Source organism: Pseudomonas fluorescens NCIMB 11764, assembly GCF_000293885.2.
Lineage (GTDB): Bacteria > Pseudomonadota > Gammaproteobacteria > Pseudomonadales > Pseudomonadaceae > Aquipseudomonas > Aquipseudomonas fluorescens_B.
On the sequence record NZ_CP010945.1, the window covers coordinates 2,158,666 to 2,185,624 of the forward strand.

Consider the following 26,959-nt stretch of genomic DNA (forward strand, 5'->3'; position numbering starts at 1 on the left):
CGCCGGCGCACATGCGCCATCCACTACAGGGCGCCGGAGCGCCAAACATAAGCAAATTATATGCCTGAAACTGCAACGTTTGCCTAGAGCGCTGTAACAATAAAAAATTGTTGATTTTTTATCGAGACAAGCGCTCGGCGACTAGCCAGAGACGCCCTGATGCTTACAGGCGGAACTCATGGCCCAGATAGACTTCTTTCACGAGGTCGTTGGCCAGGATGGTGGCAGAATCACCTTCGGCGATCAGCTGGCCATCGTTGACGATGTAGGCGGTTTCGCAGATATCCAGGGTCTCACGGACGTTGTGGTCGGTGATCAGCACGCCAATGCCCTTGGCCTTGAGGTGGTAGATGATCTGCTTGATGTCGCCCACCGAAATCGGGTCCACACCGGCGAAGGGTTCGTCGAGGAGGATGAATTTCGGGTTGGTTGCCAGTGCACGGGCGATTTCCACGCGGCGGCGTTCACCACCGGACAGGCTCATGCCGAGGTTGTCCCGGATGTGGCTGATGTGGAATTCCTGCAGCAGGCTTTCCAGCTCTTTGCGGCGATCGGCCTTGTCGAGTTCCTTGCGGGTCTCGAGGATTGCCATGATGTTGTCGGCAACCGAGAGTTTGCGGAAGATCGACGCTTCTTGTGGAAGATAGCCGATACCGGCCTTCGCACGACCGTGCATCGGCTGGTGGCTGACGTCCAGATCGTCGATCAGGACGCGGCCCTGATCGGCCTGGACCAGGCCGACGATCATGTAGAAGCAGGTGGTCTTGCCGGCGCCGTTAGGACCAAGCAGGCCGACGATCTGACCGCTGTCGATGGACAGGCTGACGTCGCGCACGACCTGGCGGCTCTTGTAGCTCTTGGCCAGATGCTGAGCTTTCAGAGTTGCCATTACGGGGCCTTTTGCTCTTCGGTTTTCTTTTTCGGCTGGATCACCATGTCGATCCGCGGGCGCGACTCGGTCACGTTGGTGCCTGTGGCACGGCCGGCGCTGGCGAGCTTTTTATTGGTGTCGTAGACGATTTTCTCGCCTTGGGTAACGTTGCCGTCCTTGTCGATGACTTTCGCCTTATCGATCAGCACGACGCGGTCTTGGGAGGCGTGGTACTGGATAGTCACGCCGTAACCCTGAACTGGTTTGGTGTCGCCAGCGGTCTGCAACTGCTCGAAGTAGGCCAGGTTGCCCACCGAAGTCACGACGTCAATGTCGCCGGCTGCGGTGCGGGTGATGGTGACCTTGTTGCCGGTAACCTTCATCGAGCCCTGGGTAATGATCACATCGCCGGTGTAGGTGGCAACGCCATTCTTGTCGTCCAGTTGGGCGTCGTCGGCCTGAATGCGGATAGGCTGCTGTTGATCGTTCGGCAGAGCCCAGGCGCTCACGCTTCCCAGTGCTGCGCCCAGACCGAGCAAAATAGGGAGAGTTTTAACGAGCCTCATACTGTCCTCTTACGTTCGATAGCAGGTGTATCCTGCTTTCTTTCAAATACGCTTTCATTCCCTTGCCAGTCGAGACACCACCAGCGCCGTCGATTCTAACGGGTTGATCGGTCTGCGCATATTGCTGCTGCGGGAACACTGTCATGCGGGTGGTGGTAATCAGGGTCTTGCGGTTTTTCTCGTCGAAACGGGTGATGCGCACCGAGTCGATCAGCTCGACCTGGGTGCCATCCGGATTGACTTCACCGTGTTCGCTCTGGACGTGCCAGGGGAATTGGGTGCCGCGGAACAGGTTCAGGTCCGGATTGGTCAACAGCGTCACTTCGGTCGCCTTCAGGTGTTCAACCTTGTCCGACGTCATTTCGTACTGCAGTTTGCCGTCCGGCAGGTACTGCACGCTGTGGGCGTTGAGTGCGTAATAGTCGATCGCGCTTTCATCGACCTTTGCCACCGGCTGGTCGAGGAAGCGTTCCGGGCTGATGTTCCAGTAGCCGACCGCCGCAAAAATTGCTGCGATGCAACCGAACACCAGGATGTTGCGAAATTTCTTGCTCAGCATAGTTGGCTCACAGGTACGCGGCGTTGGCCGCATCGAGGCGGCCCTGGGCGCGCAGGATCAATTCGCAGAATTCGCGGGCGGCACCCTCGCCACCACGGGCCTGGGTGATGCCATGGGCGTGTTCACGCACGAAGCCGGCGGCATTGGCCACCGCCATGCCCAGGCCTACGCGGCGAATCACCGGCAGGTCTGGCAGGTCGTCACCGAGGTAGGCGACTTGCTCATAGCTTAGGTTGAGTTGGGCGAGAAGTTCGTCCAGCACCACCAGTTTATCTTCGCGCCCCTGATACAGGTGGGGAATGCCGAGGTTCTTTGCCCGTCGCTCGACCACCGGTGTCTTGCGGCCGCTGATGATAGCGGTCTGTACGCCGGCTGCCATCAACATCTTGATACCCTGGCCGTCGAGCGTGTTGAAGGTCTTGAATTCGCTGCCGTCTTCAAGGAAGTACAAACGCCCGTCGGTCAGGACGCCATCGACGTCGAAGACGGCCAGTTTGATCTGTTTGCCGCGTTGCAGCAGGTCCGTGCTCATTACATTACTCCCGCACGCAGCAAGTCGTGCATGTTCAAGGCGCCGACCGGACGGTCTTCGCTGTCGACCACGACCAGTGCGTTGATTTTATGGTCTTCCATGATTTTCAGGGCCTCGGCGGCGAGCATCTCGGCGCGGGCAGTCTTGCCGTGGGCGGTCATGACCTGGTCGATCGTCGCGCTGTGAATATCGATGCTGCGATCCAGGGTGCGACGCAAATCGCCGTCGGTGAAGATCCCGGCGAGTGTGCCGTCGGCTTCCAGGATGACGGTCATGCCCAGGCCCTTGCGGGTCATTTCCATCAGCGCGTCCTTGAGCAGTGTGCCGCGCTGGACTTGCGGCAGTTCCTGCCCGGCATGCATGACGTTTTCCACTTTCAACAGCAGGCGTCGGCCCAGGGCGCCACCAGGGTGGGAAAAGGCAAAGTCTTCAGCGGTAAAGCCGCGGGCTTCGAGCAGCGCAACGGCCAGGGCGTCGCCCATGACCAGGGCGGCAGTGGTCGACGATGTCGGCGCCAGGTTCAGCGGACAGGCTTCGTGTTCGACATGCACGTTGAGATTGACTTCGGCGGCCTTGGCCAGCGGAGAGTCGGGGTTGCCGGTCACGCTGATCAACTTGATGCCCAGGCGTTTGATCAACGGCAGCAGGGTGACGATTTCATTGGTGGAACCGGAGTTCGACAGGGCCAGGATGATGTCGTCACGGGTGATCATGCCCATGTCGCCGTGGCTGGCTTCGGCCGGGTGCACGAAGAAAGCCGTGGTGCCGGTGCTGGCCAGGGTAGCGGCAATCTTGTTGCCGATATGTCCGGATTTGCCCATGCCGACCACGACTACGCGGCCTTTGCTGGCCAGAATCATCTCGCAAGCGCGTACGAAATCTGCGTCGATATGGGGCAGCAAGCCTTGTACGGCTTCCAGTTCGAGGCGGATGGTGCGTTGTGCTGATTGAATCAGGTCGCTGGATTGGCTCATGTCAGAAATCGTATAGCCTGATGAAAAGGCGGCGATTATAGCGGTAATGATCGAAACCCTCACGCAAGTTCGTCGCGCTTTGACATTCCCTGTTACCGAATCCCTCTAAATAAAGCTTTTTACCGCTCAGGTTGCTGAACAAGGCCAGGCTTGGCCCTTGGGCGCTTGGCCTTTGCAGTGATATAGTTCGCCGCCAGTTCGGCCTGCCCGGGAGGTATGTGCTTTCGCAAGGAAGTCAGGCGTCCGAGTGAGAGGCTGCATCGCAAGGAGTTTAGATGAGTGCCGATAACGCCTACGCGGTCGAGCTGAAGGGACTGACCTTCAAGCGCGGTGCGCGCAGCATTTTCAATAACGTCGATATCCGTATTCCGCGCGGCAAGGTCACCGGCATCATGGGGCCTTCCGGGTGTGGCAAGACCACACTGTTGCGTTTGATGGGCGCCCAATTGCGTCCGACCAAGGGCGAAGTCTGGGTCAACGGTCAGAACCTGCCGAAACTGTCGCGCAGTGATTTGTTCGATGCGCGTAAACACATGGGCGTGCTGTTTCAGAGTGGCGCACTGTTTACCGATCTCGACGTGTTCGAGAACGTTGCCTTTCCCCTGCGCGTTCATACCGAGCTTCCGGAAGAAATGATCCGGGACATCGTCCTGCTCAAATTACAGGCCGTGGGCCTGCGTGGCGCCATCGACCTGATGCCTGACGAGCTGTCCGGCGGCATGAAGCGCCGTGTCGCGCTGGCGCGGGCGATTGCCCTTGATCCGCAGATTCTCATGTATGACGAACCCTTCGTCGGCCAGGACCCTATCGCGATGGGCGTGTTGGTGCGCCTGATCCGTTTGCTCAACGATGCGCTGGGTATCACCAGTATCGTGGTTTCCCACGATCTGGCCGAGACGGCCAGCATTGCCGATTACATTTATGTGGTGGGCGATGGGCAAGTGTTGGGGCAGGGCACTCCCGAGGAGCTGATGAATTCGCAGGAGCCGCGTATTCGTCAATTCATGACCGGCGATCCCGACGGTCCGGTCGCATACCACTTTCCAGCGACGGATTACCGCGCAGATCTTCTGGGGAAGCGTTGATGCGCAAGATTTCACTATTAGAACGCGTACGTCGTTTCGGTCACGGCGGCATCGATGTGATGGCGGTGTTCGGCCGTTCGGCGATCTTTCTGTTCCATGCCTTGCTCGGCCGTGGCGGCATCGGCGGCGGTTTCGGCCTGCTGATCAAGCAGCTGCATTCGGTGGGCGTGATGTCCCTGGTGATCATTGTGGTCTCCGGGGTGTTCATCGGCATGGTGCTGGCGCTGCAAGGGTTCAATATTCTGTCCAGCTACGGTTCGGAGCAGGCGGTCGGGCAGATGGTTGCCCTGACCTTGCTGCGCGAACTGGGCCCTGTGGTCACTGCATTGCTGTTCGCCGGACGCGCCGGTTCGGCCCTGACGGCTGAAATCGGCAACATGAAATCCACCGAGCAGCTCTCCAGTCTGGAAATGATTGGTGTCGACCCGCTCAAGTACATCATTGCCCCGCGCCTGTGGGCCGGCTTCATTTCCCTGCCGGTGCTGGCGATGATTTTCAGCGTGGTGGGTATCTGGGGCGGTTCTTGGGTGGCCGTCGACTGGCTGGGTGTCTATGAAGGTTCCTACTGGTCCAACATGCAGAACAGCGTGACGTTCACTGACGATGTGCTCAACGGCATCATCAAAAGTATCGTCTTCGCCTTTGTCGTGACCTGGATCGCCGTATTCCAAGGCTATGACTGCGAGCCCACCTCCGAGGGGATCAGTCGTGCCACTACCAAGACCGTTGTGTATGCCTCGTTGGCTGTACTCGGCCTGGACTTTATTCTGACCGCCTTGATGTTTGGAGATTTCTGATGCAAAACCGCACCCTGGAAATCGGTGTCGGCCTTTTCTTGCTGGCTGGCATCCTGGCTTTGCTGTTGCTGGCGTTGCGGGTGAGTGGCCTGTCCCCGAGCTCAACCACCGATACGTATAAACTTTATGCCTATTTCGACAATATCGCCGGTTTGACGGTCAGAGCTAAAGTGACCATGGCCGGTGTGACCATCGGCAAGGTCACGGCGATCGATCTGGACCGCGACAGTTTCACCGGTCGGGTGACGATGCAATTGGAAAAGCGCGTGGATAACCTGCCGACTGACTCCACTGCATCTATTCTGACTGCTGGCCTGTTGGGCGAGAAATACATCGGTATCAGCGTGGGCGGCGAAGAAGGCCTGCTCAAGGATGGTGGAACCATCCATGACACCCAGTCGTCGCTGGTGCTCGAGGACCTGATCGGTAAATTCCTGCTCAATACCGTTAGCAAAGACGCCAAATGAGGAGCTTTTGAATGATCTCTACCTTGCGACGTGGCCTGTTGGTATTACTCGCGGCCCTGCCGTTGATGGCTAACGCCGTGGCGGCGCCTTCCGCGCACGATCTGGTACAGGACACCACGACCCGGTTGTTGGCGGATCTTTCAGCCAACAAAGAGAAGTACAAGCAGGATCCGCAGGACTTTTACACGGCGCTGAATACCATCGTCGGCCCTGTGGTAGATGCCGAGGGCATTTCCAAGAGCATCATGACGGTCAAGTATTCGCGCAAGGCCACGCCTGCGCAGATGAAGGCCTTTGAAGAAAACTTCAAGAAGGGCCTGTTCCAGTTCTATGGCAACGCCTTGCTCGAGTACAACAATCAGGGCATCGTCGTCGACCCTGCCAAGGATGAGTCGGGAGACCGCACCAGCGTTGGCATGACGGTCAAGGGCAGCAACGGCGCGATCTATCCTGTGTCCTACACGCTCGAAAAGATCAGTGGCGAGTGGAAGTTGCGCAACGTGATCATCAATGGCATCAACATCGGCAAGCTGTTCCGCGATCAGTTCGCCGATGCGATGCAGCGCAATGGCAACGACCTGGACAAGACCATCAATGGTTGGGCCGGTGAAGTCGCCAAAGCCAAGGAAGCCAGCGAGAAGCAAACGCCTGAGAAGCAAGCCCAATGAGTGTATCGGCCATTCGCATGAGCGAATCCGGCGAGCTGATGCTCAGCGGCATGCTCGACTACCGCACCGGCCCGGGCCTGCGCAAGCAGGGCCAGGCGCTGATCAAGGCCAGCAAGGCCGCCGCCTTGGTGGTGGATTGTTCGGCGGTGTTGAAGTCCAGCAGTGTCGGCTTGTCGCTGCTGCTGTGTTTCATGCGTGATGCGCAGGAGGCCGGCAAGCCGCTGAGCATCCGTGCAATGCCCGAAGACATGCGCGAAATTGCTCAGGTCAGTGAATTGACCGAGCTGTTGGCGCATCCCTAACCGCATCGATAGGAAAGCCCCCCGTCAGAGTCCTGCTTCGCGGGGTTCGCAGGCGCGGGGCTTTTTTGTATGATGTCCGACCCGCGCGCACAGGGCGCCGATTGAGGTTGAGCATGCAGGCCGTAGAAGTGAAGAGCTTCCTTGAAGGAAAGCTGCCAAACACCAAGGTGGAAGTTGAAGGCGAAGGCTGCAATTTCCAGCTGAACGTGATTAGCGATGAACTGGCGGCGTTGAGCCCGGTGAAGCGTCAGCAGCAGGTCTATGCCCATTTGAACCCATGGATCACCGATGGCAGCATCCATGCGGTCACTATGAAATTTTTCAGCAGCGCGGCCTGGGCCGAGCGCACCTGAGCCCAAGGGCGTCGAGATTCTTATGGATAAATTGATTATTACCGGTGGCGCTCGTCTTGATGGCGAGATCCGCATTTCCGGGGCGAAGAACTCTGCCCTGCCGATCCTGGCTGCCACCTTGCTGTGCGATGGCCCGGTTACCGTTGCCAACCTGCCGCACCTGCATGACATCACCACCATGATCGAGCTGTTCGGTCGCATGGGCATCGAGCCGGTGATCGACGAGAAACTGAGCGTCGAAATCGACCCGCGCACCATCAAGACCCTGATCGCCCCGTACGAACTGGTGAAAACCATGCGTGCGTCGATCCTGGTACTGGGCCCGATGGTTGCCCGTTTCGGTGAAGCCGAAGTCGCGCTGCCTGGCGGTTGCGCCATCGGTTCGCGTCCGGTGGACCTGCACATCCGGGGTCTTGAAGCCATGGGCGCGGTCATCGACGTCGAAGGCGGCTACATCAAGGCCAAGGCCCCTGAAGGCGGCCTGCGCGGTGCGCACTTCTTCTTCGACACCGTCAGCGTGACCGGTACCGAAAACATCATGATGGCCGCCGCTCTGGCCAAGGGCCGCAGCGTTCTGGCCAACGCCGCACGCGAGCCTGAAGTCGTCGACCTGGCGAACTTCCTGATCGCCATGGGTGCCAAGATCACTGGCGCCGGCACCGACACCATCACCATCGATGGCGTCGAGCGTCTGCACACCACCACTTACAAAGTGATGCCCGACCGTATCGAAACCGGCACCTACCTGGTGGCTGCCGCCGTGACCGGCGGTCGCGTGAAGGTCAAGGACACGGATCCGACCATCCTCGAAGCCGTCCTGGAAAAACTCCGCGAGTCGGGTGCCGAAATCACCTGCGGCGAAGACTGGATCGAGCTGAACATGCACGGCAAGCGGCCAAAAGCCGTCAACGTGCGTACCGCTCCGTACCCGGCGTTCCCGACTGACATGCAAGCGCAGTTCATCTCGCTCAACGCCATTGCCGAAGGCACTGGTGCCGTGATCGAGACGATCTTCGAAAACCGTTTCATGCACGTGTACGAACTGCACCGCATGGGCGCCAAGATCCAGGTCGAAGGCAACACCGCCATCGTCACCGGCACCGAGAAGCTGAAAGGCGCGCCAGTCATGGCCACCGACCTGCGTGCATCGGCCAGCCTGGTGATCTCGGCGCTGATCGCTGAAGGCGACACCCTGATCGACCGCATCTACCACATCGACCGTGGTTATGAGTGCATCGAAGAGAAACTGCAGATGCTCGGCGCCAAGATCCGTCGCGTACCGGGCTAGTTTTTTGCTGCATGGGCATAAGGATGTGCCCACATGTGGTGTAACAGCAGAGCGCAGTAGCTGTTGCGCCACATGGATGAATTCGTTTCAAGTCGGGGGTCTCCGCCCTCGATGTGTGTCCGGCGCCATTTGTGACCGGGCACGTACCTTGATAAGGACTGACGTTTCCCATGTTGACCATCGCACTGTCCAAGGGCCGCATCCTTGACGACACCCTGCCGCTTCTGGCTGAAGCGGGCATCGTGCCGACCGAGAATCCGGACAAGAGCCGCAAGCTGATCATCCCCACGACCCAGGCTGATGTGCGCCTGCTGATCGTGCGTGCCACCGACGTGCCGACTTACGTCGAGCATGGTGCCGCCGACCTGGGCGTCGCCGGTAAAGATGTGCTGATGGAATACGGTGGCCAGGGCCTGTACGAGCCTTTGGACCTGCGCATTGCTCTTTGCAAGCTGATGACCGCTGGCCGTGTCGGCGATGTCGAGCCCAAGGGCCGTCTGCGCGTGGCAACCAAATTCGTCAACGTTGCCAAGCGCTATTACGCCGAACAGGGTCGTCAGGTCGACATCATCAAGCTTTACGGCTCGATGGAACTGGCGCCGCTGATCGGTCTGGCGGACAAGATCATCGACGTGGTCGACACTGGCAATACGCTGCGCGCCAATGGTCTGGAACCCCAGGACTTCATTGCCGACATCAGCTCCCGGCTGATCGTCAACAAAGCTTCGATGAAAATGCAGCACGCCCGTATCCAGGCGTTGATCGACACCCTGCGCAAGGCAGTGGAGTCTCGACACCGCGGCTGATTCACCTGCGCGACTTTGAGTCGCGCCCGTCTATCCGCCTCATAGCCAGAATCTCAGGTGCCCAAGCGGAAACGACTGCTAAGTTAGGGCGCCTGAGTTTTTGCCATTCCTATGAGGCTCTCGCTATGACCGCACTGACTGCAATTCGCCGACTCAACGCTGCTGATCCGGATTTCGCGCATCATCTGGATCATCTGCTGAGCTGGGAAAGTGTGTCTGACGACTCGGTCAATCAGCGGGTGCTGGACATCATCAAAGCCGTGCGTGAGCGTGGCGATGCGGCGCTGGTGGAGTTCACCCGGCAGTTCGACGGTCTGGACGTCGCCTCGATGGCCGACCTGATCCTGCCGCGCGAACGCCTGGAACTGGCCCTGACCCGAATCACCGTACCTCAGCGCGAAGCCCTGGAAAAAGCCGCGACCCGCGTGCGCAGCTACCACGAGAAGCAAAAACAGGACTCCTGGAGCTACACCGAAGCCGACGGTACCGTGCTGGGCCAAAAGGTCACGCCGCTGGATCGCGCCGGTCTGTACGTGCCTGGCGGCAAGGCGTCTTACCCGTCGTCCGTGCTGATGAACGCGATTCCGGCCAAGGTTGCCGGTGTGACCGAAGTGGTCATGGTCGTACCGACCCCGCGCGGTGAAATCAATGAGCTGGTGCTGGCCGCCGCCTGCATCGCCGGCGTTGACCGCGTCTTCACTATCGGTGGCGCACAAGCCGTCGCCGCTCTGGCTTACGGCACTGAAAGCGTGCCGAAGGTCGACAAGGTGGTCGGCCCGGGCAACATCTATGTCGCCACCGCCAAGCGCCATGTATTTGGCCAGGTCGGCATCGACATGATCGCCGGGCCATCGGAAATCCTTGTGGTGTGTGACGGCAAGACGGATCCGGACTGGATCGCCATGGACCTGTTTTCCCAGGCCGAACACGACGAAGACGCCCAGGCGATTCTGGTCAGCCCGGACGCCGAGTTCCTCGACCAGGTCGCTGCCAGCATCGCCAAACTGCTGCCGACCATGGAGCGTGCCGAGATCATCGAAACTTCGATCAATGGCCGTGGTGCACTGATCAAGGTGCGCGACATGGAACAGGCGATCGAAGTGGCCAACCGCATTGCACCGGAGCACCTGGAGTTGTCGGTGGCAGACCCGCAAGCCTGGTTGCCGCAGATCCGTCACGCGGGCGCGATCTTCATGGGGCGCCACACCTCCGAGGCCCTGGGCGACTACTGCGCCGGCCCGAACCACGTGCTGCCGACCTCTGGCACCGCACGCTTCTCGTCGCCGCTGGGCGTGTACGACTTCCAGAAGCGCTCGTCGATCATCTTCTGCTCCGAGCAGGGTGCGTCCGAACTGGGCAAGACTGCTTCCGTGCTGGCCCGTGGCGAGTCGCTGACCGCCCACGCCCGCAGCGCCGAATACCGCATCGTTGACGAAGACTTTCCACAAGGGCAGGGGAACTGAGCATGAGTAAATTCTGGAGCCCGTTCGTCAAGAATCTGGTGCCTTACGTGCCGGGCGAGCAGCCGAAGCTGACGAAACTGGTGAAGCTCAACACCAACGAAAACCCGTACGGCCCGTCGCCCAAAGCCTTGGCGGCGATGCAGGCCGAACTGAATGACAACCTGCGTCTGTACCCGGACCCGAATAGTGATGTGCTCAAGCAAGCAGTCGCCCGGTATTACGGCGTGCAGGGCAATCAGGTGTTCCTCGGCAACGGTTCCGATGAAGTCCTGGCGCACATCTTTCACGGTTTGCTGCAACACGATAAACCGTTGCTGTTCCCGGACATCAGCTACAGCTTCTACCCGGTTTACTGCGGCTTGTATGGCATCACGTTCGACGCGGTGCCGCTGGACGCGCAGTTCCGGATCAACCCGGCGGACTATGCCAAGCCAAACGGCGGGATCATTTTCCCCAACCCGAACGCCCCGACCGGTTGCCTGCTGGCGCTGGACGCGGTTGAGCAGATCCTCAAGGCGAGCCCGGATTCGGTGGTCGTGGTGGACGAGGCTTACATCGACTTCGGTGGCGAAACGGCGATCAGTCTGGTCGACCGCTATCCGAATCTGCTGGTGACTCAGACCTTGTCCAAGTCCCGTTCACTGGCCGGTCTTCGGGTAGGTCTGGCGGTCGGACATCCGGATTTGATCGAGGCGCTGGAGCGAATCAAGAACAGCTTCAACTCATACCCGCTGGATCGCATGGCGAATGTCGGTGCTGCGGCAGCGTTCGATGATCGAGAGTACTTCGACAAGACGTGTCGCCTGGTGATCGAACACCGTGAATGGGTGATCTCGCAGTTGCAGGGGAAAGGCTTTGAGGTGCTGCCGTCGGCGGCGAACTTCATTTTCGCCCGTCATCCGCAGCACGATGCGGCGGGGCTGGCGGCGAAGCTGCGCGAGCAGGGCGTTATCGTTCGGCACTTCAAGCAGGAGCGGATTGCCCAGTTCCTGCGGATTTCCATCGGCACGCCGGAACAGAATCAGGCACTGATCGACGGGCTCGGCGACCTGTAAACCAGCTTTCGCTGGCAAGCCGGCTCCTACAGAGAATCGTATCGACTACAACGCCCGTGATCGATACAAATCCTGCTGGAGCTGGCTTGTCGGCGAAAGATTCACCGCAGAGTCGGCGCCTTACTCGTGATGTGGCTCGCCCAGGAACGTCAGCGAACTGAACAATCCCCGACTATTCACGTCAGGGCTGTCCTTCACCGGGACTTCCACCTGCGCGGCAATCACATTCAACCCTTCATTACGCACCAACACTTGCGCCCGCCCCTGGGCGTCGGTTTCCGTGCTCAACGTATTCGGCGCGCTGCGGTAATCGCCCGTCAACTTCACCCCCGCCACAGGTTTGCCATCCAGTAGCACGCGGACCGGCAACGATTTGCCCGGGCCGACCGTCAGCGGATCAACCTCCGGCAAAATCAGCAGCTTCATCTGATCAAGTGACGGCAATTTCGCCCCCGGTTGGTAGATAGCCAGACTGTATTTGAACGTCTGGGTCGACTCGATTGCGCCCGGTACTTTGCTGCGTCCTTCGTTGATCCATTTTTTATCCGCCGTTTGCGACCACATGCCGTTGTCCAGCGCCACCGCCATCACGGCAGGCGGCTTCAGCGGTTGCAGGCGTGCGTGGTCAGCGAGTCGTTGCACGGTCACCGGGATCATTTTGCCGCTGGCGTCATACGCCCAGGCGCCGCTGATTTTTTGCGGTTTGAAGGCGTTGTCCTCGGCGCCGTGGCCGTAAACCACTTCGATGTTGCCGCGGCGTTCTTCGGTCCACAGGCCATGGGCCGAGACCTCGGTGGCGAAGAGCAAGCCGAGCAGTGCCATGGGTTTGATAGGGTGCATGGTGACGTCCTTTTAAAGTTCGAGTGTCAGGCTGACGGTGAAGTTGCGGGGTTCGCCGGGATTGACCCAGTAGTTGCTGTAAGAGCGCTCGAAGTATTTCTCGTCGAAAAGGTTGTTCAGGTTCAGGCCCACGGTGACGGTTTCGGTGGCCTTGTAATGGGCCAGCAGGTCAACGGTGTGGTAAGCCGGCAGTTCAAAATCAGTGCCGGCTTCACCCGAGCGATCGCCGACATAAGTGAATGCCGCGCCGAGGTCTGAACCGCGCAAACGGCCATCCTGAAATTCATAAACGCCCAGCAGGCTGCCGCTGCGCTTGGCGACGCCAAGGATTCGGCTGCCGGTGGGAATTACCTTGTCGCCCTCGGTGACCTCGGCGTCGATGTAGGCGAAGGCACCGATCACCCGCACGGCGTCGGTCACTTGCCCGGTGACTTGCAGGTCGAATCCCTGGCTACGGGCCTTGCCCATGGCGCGGCTGGTGTCCGTGCCCGGGTCAAGTGCAAGGACGTTTTCCTTTTCAATATGGAAGGCGGCGAGGGTGGTGCTCAAGCGGTCGTCGAACAGCTCGCTCTTGATCCCGACTTCGTAACCGACGCCTTCTTCCGGGTCGAAGGATTGGCCGCCAGCGTCCAGGCCGTTGTTCGGCTTGAACGAGGTGGAGGCGTTGGCGAACAGCCCGACTTCGGGTGTCAGCTGATAAAGCAGGCCGGCCCGTTGGGTCAGTGCGTCGTGGCTCTGGCGGCTGGTGGCTCCGCGGCTGTGATCGTCGATGCTTTGCTCGAAATGTTCGAAGCGTGCACCGAGCATGCCGCGCAGTTTGTCGGTAAAGACAATCTGGTCCTGCAGGTTCAGCGCCCGGCTTTCGACGTGTTCAAAGAGGTCGGTGCCGGAGCGCTTGCCGTTAGGTTTCGGCTGACCGTAGACGGGCTGATAAATGTCGATAGCGTAGGGGCCGCCGGCAATGGTCGTGACCCGTTCGTCCTTGCGGAAGTTTTCATACTCGCTGCCAATCAGCAGTTCGTGCTGCCAACTGCCCAGGTCGAACAGACCGCGCAATTCGAGTTGGGTGATGCTGTCGTGCCAGTTTGTGTCGCGCTCGCGATAACGCCGATTCACAGTGTGGCCGTCGGCATTCAGCGGGCGACTTTCGGAAGCGTAGCCCCAGAGTTTGCCTTCCTTGTAATGGCTGGCCAGACGCAGCTTCCAGTTGTCATTGAGGTGGTGTTCGAGGGCTGCTTGCAGCAGATTGTTGTGGTTGTCGATGTTGCCGTCATTGGGTTCGCCAAGGAACGTCGAACGGGACACGCCACTCCATTTGTTATTCGGCGCGACGATGCCGCGATCGAACGTGGAGCTGTGACGGACGAATTCGCTTTCCACCAAGAGGCTGGTGTCCGGGTTCAGTTGCCAACTGAAGGAGGGCGCGACAAACACTCGCTGGCTGTCGACGTGATCGCGGAAGCTGTGGTTGTCCTCAACGGCCAGGTTGATTCGCGACAGCACGTTGGCGTCGTCATCCAGCGGCGTGTTGACGTCGAGGGCGGTGCGATAGCGATCCCAACTGCCAGCGCTGGTTTGCAGGGTGGTGAATGCTTCGGGTTGGGGTTTCTTGGTGACGATGTTGACCGTACCACCCGGATCACCACGGCCATAAAGGCTGGCGGCCGGACCTTTGAGCACTTCGATGCGCTCGATGTTGGCCACGTCCGGTGTGCTCGGGTAACCACGGTTGGCACTGAAGCCGTCCTTGTAGAACTCGGAGGTGGTGAAGCCTCGCACGCTGTATTCGTAAAGCGTCAGGCCGCCGAAATTGTTCTGCTTCGACACGCCGCCGGCAAAGTCCAATGCGCGCTCGACGCTGCTGCTGCCGAGGTCCTTGAGCACGCTGGCGGGTATCACGCTGATGGATTGCGGGATGTCGCGAAGGGCCGTGTCGGTTTTAGTCGCGCTGGATGAACGGGTGGCGCGGTAGCCTTTGACCGGGCCTGTGGGGGATTCATAGTCGGAGGTGACGCTGATGGCGTCCAGTTCGAGCGGGCTGGAGTCTTCGGCGAAGACCGGATCTGCGAGCAGGCCAAAGGCAAGACCTGCCACAGAAACCATTGTTCGAGACGACATGTTATGTTGTTCCAATAGTGATATTGAAACAATATAACATGTCTAATGAGAATGTATGCTGTTAGCCCGAATCACTCGGGCTAGCGCTTATTCCTCTTCTTTTTCCTTCGCGGGTGCGGGTGGCGGACGCAGGCCGATTTCCGCCGTCAGCTTCAGCTCTTTGCCGTTGCGCATCACCTGAATCGTGACTTTGTCGGTCGGCTTGATGCGTGCGACCTGATTCATCGAGCGACGACCATCGCCCGCCGGTTCGCCATCGATGGCCAGAATCACGTCACCCAATTGCAAACCGGCCTTCTGCGCCGGACCGTCACGGAAAATACCCGCGACCACAATGCCCGGACGCCCCGACAGACCAAACGACTCCGCCAGTTCCTGCGACAACGGCTGCACTTCAATACCCAGCCAGCCGCGAATCACCTGGCCGTGTTCGATGATCGACTTCATCACTTCCATCGCCAGCTTCACCGGGATCGCGAAACCGATGCCTTGGGAGCCGCCGGACTTGGAGAAGATCGCGGTATTGATGCCGGTCAGGTTGCCGTTGGCGTCCACCAGTGCGCCGCCGGAGTTGCCGGGGTTGATCGCGGCGTCGGTCTGGATGAAGTCTTCGTAGTTGTTCAGGCCCAGCTGGTTACGGCCGGTGGCGCTGATGATGCCCATGGTTACGGTCTGGCCGACGCCGAACGGGTTGCCGATGGCCAGGGCCACGTCGCCGATGCGGATGTTGTCGGAGCGACCGACGGTGATCGACGGCAGGTTTTTCAGATCGATCTTCAGGACCGCGAGGTCGGTTTCCGGGTCGCTGCCGATGACGCGGGCCAGGGTTTCACGGCCGTCCTTCAATGCGACCACGATCTGGTCAGCACCGCTGGTCACATGGTTGTTGGTCAGCAGATAACCTTCCGGGCTCATGATCACGCCGGAGCCGAGGCTCGATTCCATGCGCTTCTGCTTGGGCGCATTGTCGCCGAAGAAGCGGCGGAACTGCGGGTCTTCGAACAGCGGATGGTTCGGCTTGTTGATGACCTTGGTGGTGTACAGGTTCACCACCGACGGCGCGGCGATGGTGACCGCATCGGCATACGACACCGGACCTTGCTGCATCGTGGTGGTTTGCGGGGCTTGCTGCAGGTTGACGTCGAGGCTCGGAAGCCCGACCCACTGCGGGTAACGCTGGATGATCAACAGAGCGATAAGCACGCCGGCCAACAGCGGCCAGCCGGAAAAACGCAGCGCTTTGAGCATTAAGCACGTCCTGGAAGGTTGCAGGTGGTATGAGACCGCCCATAATGTCGCGCATTATACGAGGCCGCGCGCGCCTCTGAACGGGATATTTAGGAGTCTTTTATGGCCGTCGCCCTGAGCACCCTGGTCGAAGAAGCCGACCGTTATCTGAACAGTGCAAGGATTGCCGATTATTGCCCCAATGGGTTACAGGTTGAGGGGCGGCCGCAGGTGATGCGCATCGTCAGTGGCGTCACCGCCAGTCAGGCGTTGCTGGACGCGGCGGTCGAAGCCCAGGCCGATCTGGTGCTGGTGCACCACGGTTATTTCTGGAAGGGCGAGAATCCGTGCATCACCGGCATGAAGCAGCGTAGGTTGAAAACCCTGCTCAAGCACGATATCAGCCTGTTGTCCTACCATCTGCCACTGGACCTGCATCCGGACGTCGGCAACAACGTGCAGCTCGCGCGTCAGCTGGACATCACCGTCGAAGGTCCGCTCGATCCGGACAACCTTAAAATTGTCGGGCTGGTGGGCTCTCTGAACGAGCCGGTGACACCGCGTGATTTTGCCCGCCGCGTGCAGGAAGTCATGGGCCGCGAGCCGCTGCTGATCGAAGGCAGCGAGATGATTCGCCGGGTTGGCTGGTGCACCGGTGGTGGTCAGGGTTACATCGATCAGGCCGTTTTGGCCGGGGTCGATCTGTACCTCAGCGGTGAAGCGTCCGAACAGACTTTCCACAGCGCCCGGGAAAACGACATCAGCTTCATCGCCGCCGGGCACCATGCCACTGAGCGCTATGGTGTGCAGGCGCTGGGCGATTACCTGGCGCGACGTTTTGCGCTGGAGCACATTTTCATCGATTGCCCCAACCCGATTTGATTAACACCACAAATCAAATGTGGGAGCGAGCCTGTTCGCGATGACTGCATGACAAGCGACATTGATGTGACAGATACAACACCGCAATCGCGAGCAGGCTCGCTCCCACAGGGGCCTGACCGCCCAAACGAGGGGGTATATTCATATACCCTTTCGATCTAGTTCGCGTCCTGATTAGAAGAGGACGCTGTGCTAGGATTCCTCGCTCGAACACGGCCCGCTGGCCGTCCATAAGATCGTTTTCGTGAGTAGCCATGGTCGACAAACTGACGCATCTGAAACAGCTGGAGGCCGAAAGCATCCACATCATCCGCGAGGTCGCCGCCGAGTTCGATAACCCGGTGATGCTGTACTCCGTCGGTAAAGACTCCGCCGTGATGCTGCACCTTGCGCGCAAGGCATTCTTCCCGGGCAAGCTGCCGTTCCCGGTGATGCATGTCGACACCCGGTGGAAGTTCAAGGAAATGTACGCGTTCCGCGACCGCATGGTCGAAGAGCTTGGCCTTGACCTGCTGGTGCACGTGAACCCCGATGGCGTCGCGCAGGGCATCAACCCGCTGACCCACGGCAGTGCCAAGCACACCGACATCATGAAAACCGAAGGCCTGAAACAGGCTCTCGACAAGTACGGCTTCGACGCCGCGTTCGGTGGCGCTCGCCGCGACGAAGAGAAATCCCGTGCCAAAGAGCGCGTGTATTCCTTCCGCGACACCAAGCATCGCTGGGACCCGAAAAACCAGCGTCCAGAGCTGTGGAACGTCTACAACGGCAACGTCAACAAGGGTGAATCGATCCGCGTTTTCCCATTGTCGAACTGGACCGAACTGGACATCTGGCAGTACATCTACCTCGAAGGCATCCCGATCGTGCCGCTGTATTTCGCCGCCGAGCGCGACGTCATCGAGATGAATGGCACCTGGATCATGATCGACGACGAACGCCTGCTCAATCACCTGAGCGACGAAGACAAGGCGCGCATCGTCAAGAAGAAAGTCCGTTTCCGCACACTGGGTGACTACCCGTTGACCGGTGCGGTCGAGTCCGAGGCCACCAGCCTGACCGACATCATTCAGGAAATGCTCCTGACGCGAACTTCCGAACGCCAGGGCCGGGTCATCGACCACGATGGCGCAGGCTCGATGGAAGAAAAGAAACGTCAGGGTTATTTCTAAGGGGTTGTCATGTCGCACGTATCTGATTTGATCAGCGAGGACATCCTCGCCTACCTGGGCCAGCACGAACGCAAGGAAATGCTGCGCTTTCTGACTTGTGGCAACGTCGACGACGGCAAGAGCACCCTGATCGGGCGCCTGCTGCACGACTCCAAGATGATCTACGAAGATCACCTGGAAGCCATTACCCGCGACTCGAAAAAAGTCGGCACCACCGGCGAAGACATCGATCTGGCGTTGCTGGTCGACGGCCTGCAGGCTGAGCGTGAACAGGGCATCACCATCGATGTCGCCTACCGCTACTTCTCCACCGCCAAGCGCAAATTCATCATCGCCGATACCCCTGGCCATGAGCAGTACACCCGCAACATGGCCACCGGTGCGTCCACCTGTGACCTGGCGATCATCCTGGTCGACGCCCGCTACGGCGTGCAGACTCAGACCCGTCGCCACAGCTTCATAGCCTCGTTGCTCGGCATCAAACACATCGTGGTCGCCATCAACAAGATGGACCTCAACGGCTTCGACGAAACCGTGTTCGAGTCGATCAAGGCCGATTACCTGAAGTTCGCCGAAGGCATCGCGTTCAAGCCGACCACCATGGCCTTCGTGCCGATGTCGGCGCTGAAGGGCGACAACGTGGTGAACAAGTCCGAGCGCTCGCCGTGGTACACCGGCCAGTCGCTGATGGAAATTCTGGAAACCGTCGAGATCGCCAGCGACCGCAACTACACCGACCTGCGTTTCCCGGTGCAGTACGTCAACCGTCCGAACCTGAACTTCCGTGGGTTCGCCGGCACCCTGGCCAGCGGCATCGTGCACAAGGGCGACGAAGTCGTTGTGCTGCCGTCGGGCAAGAGCAGCCGCGTGAAATCCATCGTCACCTTCGAAGGTGAGCTGGAACACGCCGGTCCAGGCCAGGCTGTCACGCTGACCATGGAAGACGAGATCGACATCTCCCGCGGCGACTTGCTGGTGCACGCCGACAACCTGCCGCAAGTGACCGACGCCTTCGACGCCATGCTGGTGTGGATGGCCGAAGAGCCGATGCTGCCGGGCAAGAAATACGACATCAAGCGCGCCACGAGTTACGTGCCGGGTTCGATCACCAGCATCGTCAACCGTGTGGACGTGAACACCCTGGAAGAAGGTCCGGCCAGTGCGCTGCAACTGAACGAGATCGGTCGGGTCAAGATCAGCCTCGACGCAGCCATCGCGCTGGACGGTTACGCCAGCAATCGCACCACCGGTTCATTCATCGTCATCGATCGTCTGACCAACGGCACCGTCGCGGCCGGCATGATCATCGCTCAGCCGTTGGCGCATGGCAGCAGCACGCACCACGGCAAACTGGCACACGTCGCCACCGAAGAGCGCGCTCAGCGTTTCGGGCAGCAGCCGGCTACCGTGTTGTTCAGCGGTTTGTCGGGCGCAGGCAAAAGCACCTTGGCCTACGCGGTTGAACGCAAGCTGTTCGACATGGGCCGTGCGGTATTCGTGCTCGATGGCCAGAACCTGCGTCATGACCTGAACAAAGGTCTGCCACAGGATCGCGCCGGGCGTACCGAGAACTGGCGCCGTGCCGCGCACGTTGCGCGTCAGTTCAACGAAGCCGGTTTGCTGACGCTGGCCGCTTTCGTTGCACCGAGCGCCGAAGGTCGCGAGCAGGCCAAGGACCTGATCGGCAAGGAGCGTCTGCTGACGGTCTACGTCCAGGCCTCGCCGACAGTCTGTGCCGAGCGTGATCCACAGGGCCTGTACGCGGCGGCCGGGGATAACATCCCGGGCGATTCCTTCCCGTACGACGTGCCGCTGGACGCCGACCTCGTGGTCGACACCCAGTCGTTGTCGCTGGAAGAAAGCGTCAAGCAAGTGCTGGATCTGCTGCGTCAGCGTGGCGCGATCTAAGCGTCAGCCGCGCAATAAAAAACCCGCCGATGAGTGATCATCGGCGGTTTTTTTTATTCGGGCCAACTCGGTCAACTGTGGGCGCTAGCTGTGATCTCTCTGTAGGTTGTTCACTCGGGGCTTTTCCGGGAAATTGGAGGTGCGAACCAAACCAAGCACCCGGAGGCCCCGAGTGAACGTTCATAAAAATGCCCGATTAACCGTTTCCGGTCGAGCCCTTCTTGTTCAACGAATCCTTAAGGAAGGCCTGAGACCTGTTGAGGTAGCTCAGTCTCAAGGAGTCAGTGTTCGCACTGCCTACAAGTGGCTTAATCGCTATCGAGCTGAAGGCGAGGAAGGACTGCAGGATCGTTCGTCCCGCCCCAAGTTCTGTCCGCACGCGCTTCCTGAGATGCGCCAGGAACAAGTGCTTGAGCTACGTCGCCAGCGAAAAACCTATCGCCAAATCAGCCAGGACTTGAAGGTGGGACACAGCACTGTGGGCAGGTTATTGAGCCGTAACGGCCTCAACCGTTTGGCATACCTGGAACCGCCACCGCCAGTGATTCGCTACGAATATTCTAAGCCCGGAGGTCTGCTTCACCTGGACATCAAGAAGCTGGGGCGTTTTAACAAACCAGGTCATCGAGTGACACGAGACCGCCTAAAAGGCCGCTCTTACCATGTCGGTTGGGAATACGCCCATGTTGCCATCGACGATAACAGTCGAGTGGCACACAGCGGTTTGTACGCAGACCAAAGTGGGCGTAGCGCCTGCCTCGCGCCGATCCGGGCCCTGCGCTACTACGCAAGCCTTGGCGTTTGCTTCGAGCGGGTAATGACCGATAACGGCCCTTGCTACAAGTCCGGACGTTTCAAGCGTCTATGTCGACGGCTGGGGCTTAAACACATCTATACCAAACCTTACACACCACGAACGAATGGCAAGGCAGAGCGATTTATCCAAACCGCTCTGCGCGAATGGGCCTACGCCAGAAGTTACGAAAGCTCAGACCAACGTGCGACCTACCTGACGTCGTGGTTGCACGAGTACAACTGGCATCGCCCGCATGCCAGCCTGAGTTATTTGCCACCAATTAGCCGAATAGCATCCGTGAACAACGTGGTGGGTTTACACAGCTAGCCTGCTAGCGATTGCGGTGATTCAGGCAATAAATCTGCTGAATGTGAACCCGCTATCGCCAGCAGGCTGGCTCCCACAGTAGGTCAGTGTTTATCGGGGTATTTGCGATGCATCTGCTCCAGCAACGCATCCTTGTCTAACCAAAGCTGATTGATCCACCCCTGAAACTGCAAGCGATACTCCCCATCCTGGTCATAGTTCTTGCCGATAAACTGCGGCGGAATCTTCAGCTCCTGAAAATGCACCACTACATCTTTCACGTTGCCACAGAGCAAATCCCAATACCCAGGCCGCCCGCCCGGATAGTGAATGGTCACGTTGACGATCGACTCCAGCTGCTCACCCATCGCATCCAGCACAAACGCAATGCCACCGGCCTTGGGCTTGAGCAGATACTTGAACGGTGATTTCTGCTGGGCATGCTTGCCTTCGGTGAAGCGCGTGCCTTCAACGAAATTGAAAATCCCCACCGGGTTGTTGCGAAACTTCGCGCAGGTCTTGCGGGTGGTTTCCAGGTCTTTGCCTTTCTTTTCAGGGTGCTTTTCCAGGTAAGCCTTGGAGTAGCGTTTCATGAACGGAAAGCCCAGCGTCCACCACGCCAGACCAATCACCGGCACCCAGATCAGCTCTTGCTTGAGAAAAAACTTCAGCGGCTGGATGCGACGGTTGAGCACGTACTGCAGCACCATGATGTCGACCCAGCTCTGATGGTTGCTGGTGATCAGGTATGAGTGCTGATAGTCCAGACCTTCGAGGCCACTAAGGTGCCAGCGCGTACGGCAGACCAGGTTCATCCAGGCTTTGTTGTTACTGATCCAGGCTTCATGGGTATGGCTCATCAACCAGAGCGTGAAACGCTGGGTGAGGGCAAAGGGCAAGATTTTGAAGATCGCCACGCAGAACAGAAACGAGCAGAGCAAAATCGTATTCAACGCCAGCAACAACGATGCAATCACGCCGCGCACGGCGGCAGGCAGGAAATCCAGCATTTAAAGATCCAGAGGTCGGTTGGCAGCTTGAATCGCGGTCAACGCGATGGTGTACACGATGTCATCGACTTGCGCGCCGCGCGGCAGGTCGTTCACCGGTTTGCGCAGGCCTTGCAGCATCGGTCCGAGGCTGACGCAATCGGCGCTGCGCTGCACGGCTTTGTGCGTTGTGTTGCCGGTGTTCAGATCGGGGAACACGAACACCGTGGCACGCCCGGCCACCTGACTGTTCGGCGCCAGTTGCCGGGCGACGGTTTCGTTGGCCGCGGCGTCGTATTGCAACGGGCCGTCGATCAGCAGCGAGTGCTGTTGTTCATGGGCGAGCAATGTCGCTTCACGCACTTTCTCGACTTCCTCACCGCTGGCGGATTCACCGCTGGAGTAACTGATCATTGCCACGCGCGGGGTGATGCCAAACGCGGCAGCCGAGTCGGCGCTTTGCAGGGCAATCTCGGCCAGCTCGCTGGCGCTCGGATGCGGGTTCATCACGCAGTCGCCATAGACCAGCACCTCTTCGGGAAACAGCATGAAGAACACCGACGACACCAGGGTGCAGCCCGGCGCGGTCTTGATCAGCTGCAGGGCAGGGCGAATGGTGTTGGCGGTGGAGTGGATGACGCCGGACACGAGGCCGTCGACTTCATCCAGCGCCAGCATCATCGTGCCGATCACCACGGTGTCTTCCAGTTGTTGCTCGGCCATCGGCGCATTGAGGCTTTTGCTTTTGCGCAGGGCAACCATTGGTTCGACGTAGCGTTCGCGAATCAGGTCCGGGTCGAGAATTTCCAGCCCTGGCGGCAGCTCGATATCGTGCGCTCGAGCGACGGCTTCGACATCTTCCGGTTTCGCCAGCAGCACGCAACGGGCAATGCCGCGCGCCTGACAGATCGCGGCCGCTTGCACGGTCAGCGGTTCGCTGCCTTCGGGCAACACGATGCGTTTGTTGGCGGCCTGGGCGCGCTGGATCAACTGGTAGCGGAACACTGCAGGCGACAGGCGCATCTCCCTTGGCGTGCCGCAACGCTGGTGCAGCCAGTTGGCATCCAGGTGGCTGGCGACGAAGTCGGTGATGATCTCCGCACGCTCGCGGTCGTCGATCGGGATCTCCTTGTTCAGACCGTTCAACAGGTTGGCGGTCTCGTAGGAACCGGTGCTCACCGACAACACCGGCAAACCGGCCTGCAACGCGCCACGGCACAGGTCCATGATGCGCGGGTCGGGCAGGGTGTCGCTGGTCAGCAGCAGGCCGGCCAGCGGCACGCCGTTCATGGCCGCGAGGCTGACGGCGAGGATGATGTCGTCGCGATCGCCTGGCGTTACCACGAGTACGCCGGGCTTGAGCAGCTCCACGGTGTTGCGCATGGTGCGGGCGCAGATGATGATCTTGGTCATGCGCCGGGTTTCATAATCGCCGGCATTGAGAATTTGCGCGCCCATCAGGTCGGCGACGTCGCGGGTACGCGGGGCGTTCAGTTCCGGCTGGAACGGGATGCAGCCAAGCAGACGGAAATCACCGCTGCGCAGCAAGGGCGAATGCTCCTTCAGGCGCGAGGCGAAGGCGTCCATGCTTTCGTCGGTCTTGACCTTGTTGAGGATCACACCGAGGACTTTCGGGTCTTTCGGACCGCCGAACAATTGCGCCTGCAATTCCACGCGGCCGGAGAGTTCGGTCAGCACTTCGTTTTCCGGCGCCGAGACCAGGATCACGTCGGCATCCAGGCTCTTGGCCAAATGCAGATTGACCCGCGCGGCGTAACTGGCGCTGCGGGTCGGGACCATGCCTTCGACGATCAACACGTCTTTGCCGATGGCGGCTTGCTGATAGAGCGTGATGATTTCTTCGAGCAGTTCATCGAGCTGACCGTCGCCGAGCATGCGCTCGACGTGGGCCAGGCCCAATGGCTGAGGCGGTTTCAAACCGTGGGTACGCGCCACCAGTTCGGTGGAGCGTTCAGGCCCGGTGTCACCCGGATGGGGCTGGGCGATCGGTTTGAAAAAGCCGACTTTGAGGCCGGCGCGCTCAAGCGTACGTACCAGCCCGAGGCTGATGGAGGTCAGACCCACACCAAAATCGGTGGGCGCGATAAAAAAAGTTTGCATGCGGATTCTCTGGAGGAGCATGACAAAGGTGATCATCTATAGCTGACGATCTACCGAATTTCAGTCGCCAAGGTTATCGCTAACCGAGCCCTGTGCGCACCAACCACATTCAAAGGGCTGGCCTATTTTTTCAATACGTTGCGCAGGGTCCAGGACCCATGCGCGCGATTGCCAGGGTGGCTGGTGGCGCAGGTGCTGGGTATGGCCACAAGACAGTTCGACCACCCAATGCCCGTCCTCGTCCTGATGAAAACCGGTGACCGTCGAGCTTTTCGCTACGATCCGTCTGTCCGGGTTGTGTTCGCTTTCGGACGATTGCTTCGCTAAACTTGGCCTTTCTAAATTCTTATGCAAAAGGTCTCGCCCCATGCTGATCGCCGCCAATAAGGCTGTCTCCATCGACTATACCCTGACCAACGACGCTGGTGAGGTCATCGACAGCTCCGCCGGCGGCGCGCCGCTGGTCTACCTGCAAGGTGCAGGCAACATCATCCCGGGCCTGGAAAAGGCTCTGGAAGGCAAAGCAGTCGGCGACGAGCTGACCGTAGCAGTTGAACCTGAAGATGCTTACGGCGAATACGCTGCCGAACTGGTCAGCACCCTGAGCCGCAGCATGTTCGAAGGCGTCGACGAACTGGAAGTGGGCATGCAGTTCCATGCTTCCGCTCCGGACGGCCAGATGCAGATCGTCACCATTCGTGATCTGGACGGCGACGATGTCACCGTCGACGGCAACCACCCGTTGGCCGGTCAGCGCCTGAATTTCCAGGTCAAGATCATCGACATCCGTGACGCCAGCCAGGAAGAAATCGCTCATGGTCACGTCCATGGCGAAGGTGGCCATCACCACTGATTTTCTGCGCTAAGCTCAGAGAACTGGAGAGGCGCCCGAGGGCGCCTTTTTAGTCCGCGGCTGTCCCTGGTGATATCGCCAAGTGGCTGTTTCGAGTAGAACACGGGAATCTGGAGTTCGTCATGAGTGCTTTTCACGACCTTAAATTGACAGCCCTGGATGGACAGGAGCTACCGCTGGCGCCCTTCAAGGGGAACGTCGTGCTGGTAGTCAACGTCGCCTCCAAATGTGGCTTGACACCACAGTACGCGGCACTGGAAAACCTTTACCAGCAATACAAAGGTAAAGGCTTCAGCGTGCTGGGCCTGCCGTGCAACCAGTTTGCCGGGCAGGAACCGGGCACTGAGCAAGAAATCCAGGAATTCTGCAGCCTCAACTATGGCGTGACCTTTCCGTTGTCCAGCAAGCTGGAAGTCAACGGCCATGATCGTCATCAGCTGTACCGCCTGCTGGCGGGTGAAGGCGCCGAGTTTCCAGGCGACATTACCTGGAACTTCGAAAAATTCCTGCTGGGCAAGGATGGTCGTGTCCTGGCGCGGTTCTCGCCACGTACGGCGCCGGATGATCCTTCTGTCATCCAGGCCATCGAAAAAGCCCTGAGCTGATTTTCGCGAATCAAGATCAAAAGATCGCAACCTTTGGCAGCTCCTACAGGTGTTCGCATTCCTCTGTAGGAACTGCCGTAGGCTGCGATCTTTTTGCTTCTGCCTTTTGACCCTTAATCACCCAGATCAATAGTGCTGTGCATCGCTCGCCACTGCACATATTATCGCCGTCATAAAATTCCATCCCGTCGATATCGTTTTTGTGGAGCGCCCCATGCCCGTCAAAGCCCTGTTCAAACCGTTCCACCTCGGCACCCTTGAACTGCCGACCCGCGTTGTCATGGCCCCGATGACCCGCTCGTTCTCGCCGGGCGGCGTGCCCAATTCCAAAGTGATCGAGTACTACCGTCGCCGCGCCGCTGCCGGCGTTGGCTTGATCATCACCGAAGGCACCACGGTTGGCCACAAGGCCTCCAATGGCTACCCGAACGTGCCGCACTTCTACGGTGAGGCCGCGCTGGCCGGCTGGAAGAAAGTCGTCGACGCGGTGCACGCCGAAGGCGGCAAGATCGTTCCGCAGCTGTGGCATGTCGGTAGCGTGCGTCGCATCGGCACCGAGCCGGACGCGAGTGTGCCGGGTTACGGTCCGTCGGAAAAACTGAAGGACGGCCAGGTTGTGGTTCACGGCATGACCAGACAGGACATCCAGGACGTGATCGCCGCGTTCGCCCAAGCCGCCAAAGACGCGCAAAGCATCGGCATGGACGGTGTGGAAATCCACGGTGCACACGGCTACCTGGTGGACCAGTTCTTCTGGGAAGGCAGCAACCAGCGTACTGACGAATACGGCGGCAGCCTGGCCAACCGTTCGCGCTTCGCCATCGAGCTGATTCAGGCCGTGCGTGCTGCGGTCGGCGAAGGTTTCCCGATCATTTTCCGTTTCTCCCAGTGGAAGCAGCAGGATTACACCGCGCGTCTGGTGCAAACCCCGGAAGCGTTGGGTGAGTTTCTCAAGCCGTTGTCCGACGCGGGTGTGGACATTTTCCACTGCTCGACGCGCCGTTTCTGGGAGCCGGAGTTCGACGGTTCTGAACTGAACCTGGCGGGCTGGACGCGCAAACTGACCGGCAAGCCGACCATCACCGTGGGCAGCGTCGGCCTGGATGGCGAGTTCCTGCAGTTCATGGTCAACACCGACAAGATCGCGCAGCCGGCCAGCCTGGAGAAGCTGCTGGAGCGTTTGAACAACGATGAGTTTGATCTGGTGGCGGTAGGGCGTGCGCTGCTGGTGGACCCGGACTGGGCGCAGAAAGTGCGTGACGGGCGTGAGGAAGACATTCTGCCGTTCAGCCGTGAGGCGTTGATGACCTTGGTTTAAGCGGCGACTGGCAAGGCCCCATCGCCAGCAGGCTGGCT

Annotated in this window: 28 protein-coding genes; 17 read left to right on the top strand and 11 right to left on the bottom strand. The window is 59.5% G+C overall.

Features of this window, described 5'->3' with window-relative positions:
* Positions 1-163: 163 nt before the first annotated feature.
* The 5 genes from lptB to B723_RS09760 are packed head-to-tail and all read right to left on the bottom strand — an operon-like array spanning position 164 to position 3,502.
* Positions 164-889, bottom strand: a complete 726-nt coding sequence (gene lptB, locus B723_RS09740) for an LPS export ABC transporter ATP-binding protein (protein WP_017336541.1) — start codon at positions 887-889, stop codon at positions 164-166.
* Positions 889-1,437, bottom strand: a complete 549-nt coding sequence (gene lptA, locus B723_RS09745) for a lipopolysaccharide transport periplasmic protein LptA (protein ID WP_017336542.1) — start codon at positions 1,435-1,437, stop codon at positions 889-891. The genes lptB and lptA overlap by 1 nt, the downstream gene beginning before the upstream one ends.
* Positions 1,424-1,996, bottom strand: coding sequence for an LPS export ABC transporter periplasmic protein LptC (gene lptC, locus B723_RS09750; protein WP_017336543.1), 573 nt, complete (start codon positions 1,994-1,996; stop codon positions 1,424-1,426). The genes lptA and lptC overlap by 14 nt, the downstream gene beginning before the upstream one ends.
* Before the next feature lie 7 nt (positions 1,997-2,003).
* A complete protein-coding gene (locus B723_RS09755; protein WP_017336544.1) occupies positions 2,004-2,528 on the bottom strand; it encodes a KdsC family phosphatase in 525 nt (174 codons plus the stop codon).
* Positions 2,528-3,502 (bottom strand): KpsF/GutQ family sugar-phosphate isomerase, encoded by a 975-nt coding sequence (locus B723_RS09760; RefSeq protein WP_017336545.1) that lies wholly within the window; start codon positions 3,500-3,502, stop codon positions 2,528-2,530. Before B723_RS09760 ends, B723_RS09755 begins: the two co-directional genes overlap by 1 nt.
* A gap of 275 nt (positions 3,503-3,777) precedes the next feature.
* On the opposite strand from B723_RS09760, the gene B723_RS09765 reads away from it, so the two are divergent.
* The 10 genes from B723_RS09765 (at position 3,778) to hisC (ending at position 11,786) form a co-directional block, all read left to right on the top strand.
* Positions 3,778-4,587, top strand: a complete 810-nt coding sequence (locus tag B723_RS09765) for an ATP-binding cassette domain-containing protein (protein WP_017336546.1) — start codon at positions 3,778-3,780, stop codon at positions 4,585-4,587.
* Positions 4,587-5,384, top strand: a complete 798-nt coding sequence (gene mlaE, locus B723_RS09770) for a lipid asymmetry maintenance ABC transporter permease subunit MlaE (protein ID WP_017336547.1) — start codon at positions 4,587-4,589, stop codon at positions 5,382-5,384. The genes B723_RS09765 and mlaE overlap by 1 nt, the downstream gene beginning before the upstream one ends.
* Complete coding sequence (gene mlaD / locus B723_RS09775; RefSeq protein ID WP_017336548.1) at positions 5,384-5,851, top strand: outer membrane lipid asymmetry maintenance protein MlaD; 468 nt, start codon at positions 5,384-5,386, stop codon at positions 5,849-5,851. The genes mlaE and mlaD overlap by 1 nt, the downstream gene beginning before the upstream one ends.
* 11 nt (positions 5,852-5,862) lie before the next feature.
* Positions 5,863-6,519 (top strand): MlaC/ttg2D family ABC transporter substrate-binding protein, encoded by a 657-nt coding sequence (locus tag B723_RS09780; protein WP_017336549.1) that lies wholly within the window; start codon positions 5,863-5,865, stop codon positions 6,517-6,519.
* A complete protein-coding gene (locus B723_RS09785; RefSeq protein ID WP_017336550.1) occupies positions 6,516-6,821 on the top strand; it encodes an STAS domain-containing protein in 306 nt (101 codons plus the stop codon). Before B723_RS09780 ends, B723_RS09785 begins: the two co-directional genes overlap by 4 nt.
* A gap of 113 nt (positions 6,822-6,934) precedes the next feature.
* On the top strand, positions 6,935-7,174 hold the full coding sequence (locus tag B723_RS09790) for a BolA family protein (protein ID WP_007901566.1): 240 nt from the start codon (positions 6,935-6,937) through the stop codon (positions 7,172-7,174).
* A gap of 22 nt (positions 7,175-7,196) precedes the next feature.
* Complete coding sequence (gene murA / locus B723_RS09795) at positions 7,197-8,462, top strand: UDP-N-acetylglucosamine 1-carboxyvinyltransferase (RefSeq protein ID WP_017336551.1); 1,266 nt, start codon at positions 7,197-7,199, stop codon at positions 8,460-8,462.
* Positions 8,463-8,632: 170 nt separating this feature from the next.
* The gene (hisG, locus tag B723_RS09800) at positions 8,633-9,268 is read left to right on the top strand and encodes an ATP phosphoribosyltransferase (protein WP_007901570.1); all 636 of its coding nucleotides are present in this window, start codon (positions 8,633-8,635) and stop codon (positions 9,266-9,268) included.
* Between the two features lie 125 nt (positions 9,269-9,393).
* Positions 9,394-10,731 (top strand): histidinol dehydrogenase, encoded by a 1,338-nt coding sequence (gene hisD, locus B723_RS09805; RefSeq protein ID WP_017336552.1) that lies wholly within the window; start codon positions 9,394-9,396, stop codon positions 10,729-10,731.
* A gap of 2 nt (positions 10,732-10,733) precedes the next feature.
* A complete protein-coding gene (hisC, locus tag B723_RS09810; RefSeq protein ID WP_017336553.1) occupies positions 10,734-11,786 on the top strand; it encodes a histidinol-phosphate transaminase in 1,053 nt (350 codons plus the stop codon).
* A gap of 120 nt (positions 11,787-11,906) precedes the next feature.
* Here the strand turns inward: hisC and B723_RS09815 are convergent, their stop codons facing one another.
* The 3 genes from B723_RS09815 to algW form a co-directional block, all read right to left on the bottom strand.
* Positions 11,907-12,626: a DUF4198 domain-containing protein gene (locus tag B723_RS09815; protein ID WP_017336554.1), complete on the bottom strand. Its 720-nt coding sequence runs from the start codon at positions 12,624-12,626 to the stop codon at positions 11,907-11,909.
* 12 nt (positions 12,627-12,638) lie between these two features.
* Positions 12,639-14,744, bottom strand: coding sequence for a TonB-dependent siderophore receptor (locus tag B723_RS09820; RefSeq protein WP_017336555.1), 2,106 nt, complete (start codon positions 14,742-14,744; stop codon positions 12,639-12,641).
* Positions 14,745-14,831: 87 nt separating this feature from the next.
* Positions 14,832-15,992 (bottom strand): Do family serine endopeptidase AlgW, encoded by a 1,161-nt coding sequence (algW, locus tag B723_RS09825; RefSeq protein ID WP_017336556.1) that lies wholly within the window; start codon positions 15,990-15,992, stop codon positions 14,832-14,834.
* A gap of 102 nt (positions 15,993-16,094) precedes the next feature.
* Here algW and B723_RS09830 point away from each other — a divergent pair, with 102 nt between their 5' ends.
* From B723_RS09830 to B723_RS32070, 4 genes are all read left to right on the top strand, one after another.
* Positions 16,095-16,853, top strand: coding sequence for a Nif3-like dinuclear metal center hexameric protein (locus tag B723_RS09830; RefSeq protein WP_017336557.1), 759 nt, complete (start codon positions 16,095-16,097; stop codon positions 16,851-16,853).
* A 254-nt stretch (positions 16,854-17,107) separates the two neighbouring features.
* Complete coding sequence (cysD, locus tag B723_RS09835) at positions 17,108-18,025, top strand: sulfate adenylyltransferase subunit CysD (RefSeq protein WP_010463281.1); 918 nt, start codon at positions 17,108-17,110, stop codon at positions 18,023-18,025.
* A gap of 9 nt (positions 18,026-18,034) precedes the next feature.
* Entirely contained in the window at positions 18,035-19,933 is a 1,899-nt protein-coding gene (gene cysN, locus B723_RS09840) for a sulfate adenylyltransferase subunit CysN (protein WP_017336558.1), read from the top strand.
* A 172-nt stretch (positions 19,934-20,105) separates the two neighbouring features.
* Positions 20,106-21,056: an IS481 family transposase gene (locus tag B723_RS32070; RefSeq protein ID WP_080995111.1), complete on the top strand. Its 951-nt coding sequence runs from the start codon at positions 20,106-20,108 to the stop codon at positions 21,054-21,056.
* Positions 21,057-21,139: 83 nt separating this feature from the next.
* Here the strand turns inward: B723_RS32070 and B723_RS09850 are convergent, their stop codons facing one another.
* Genes B723_RS09850 through B723_RS32075 form a run of 3 tightly spaced genes read right to left on the bottom strand, consistent with a single transcriptional unit; the run spans position 21,140 to position 24,544 of the window.
* Positions 21,140-22,045, bottom strand: a complete 906-nt coding sequence (locus B723_RS09850) for an acyltransferase (protein ID WP_017336559.1) — start codon at positions 22,043-22,045, stop codon at positions 21,140-21,142.
* On the bottom strand, positions 22,046-24,145 hold the full coding sequence (gene pta, locus B723_RS09855; RefSeq protein WP_017336560.1) for a phosphate acetyltransferase: 2,100 nt from the start codon (positions 24,143-24,145) through the stop codon (positions 22,046-22,048).
* Between the two features lie 60 nt (positions 24,146-24,205).
* Positions 24,206-24,544, bottom strand: coding sequence for a DUF3565 domain-containing protein (locus tag B723_RS32075; RefSeq protein WP_017336561.1), 339 nt, complete (start codon positions 24,542-24,544; stop codon positions 24,206-24,208).
* Between B723_RS32075 and B723_RS09860 the strand changes: the two genes are divergently transcribed.
* The 3 genes from B723_RS09860 (at position 24,513) to B723_RS09870 (ending at position 26,921) form a co-directional block, all read left to right on the top strand.
* Entirely contained in the window at positions 24,513-24,998 is a 486-nt protein-coding gene (locus B723_RS09860) for an FKBP-type peptidyl-prolyl cis-trans isomerase (protein WP_007901600.1), read from the top strand. The two genes, B723_RS32075 and B723_RS09860, sit on opposite strands and share 32 nt — an antisense overlap.
* A 122-nt stretch (positions 24,999-25,120) precedes the next feature.
* A complete protein-coding gene (locus B723_RS09865; RefSeq protein ID WP_017336562.1) occupies positions 25,121-25,603 on the top strand; it encodes a glutathione peroxidase in 483 nt (160 codons plus the stop codon).
* 214 nt (positions 25,604-25,817) lie between these two features.
* Complete coding sequence (locus tag B723_RS09870) at positions 25,818-26,921, top strand: NADH:flavin oxidoreductase (protein WP_017336563.1); 1,104 nt, start codon at positions 25,818-25,820, stop codon at positions 26,919-26,921.
* The last annotated feature ends 38 nt before the right edge of the window (positions 26,922-26,959 follow it).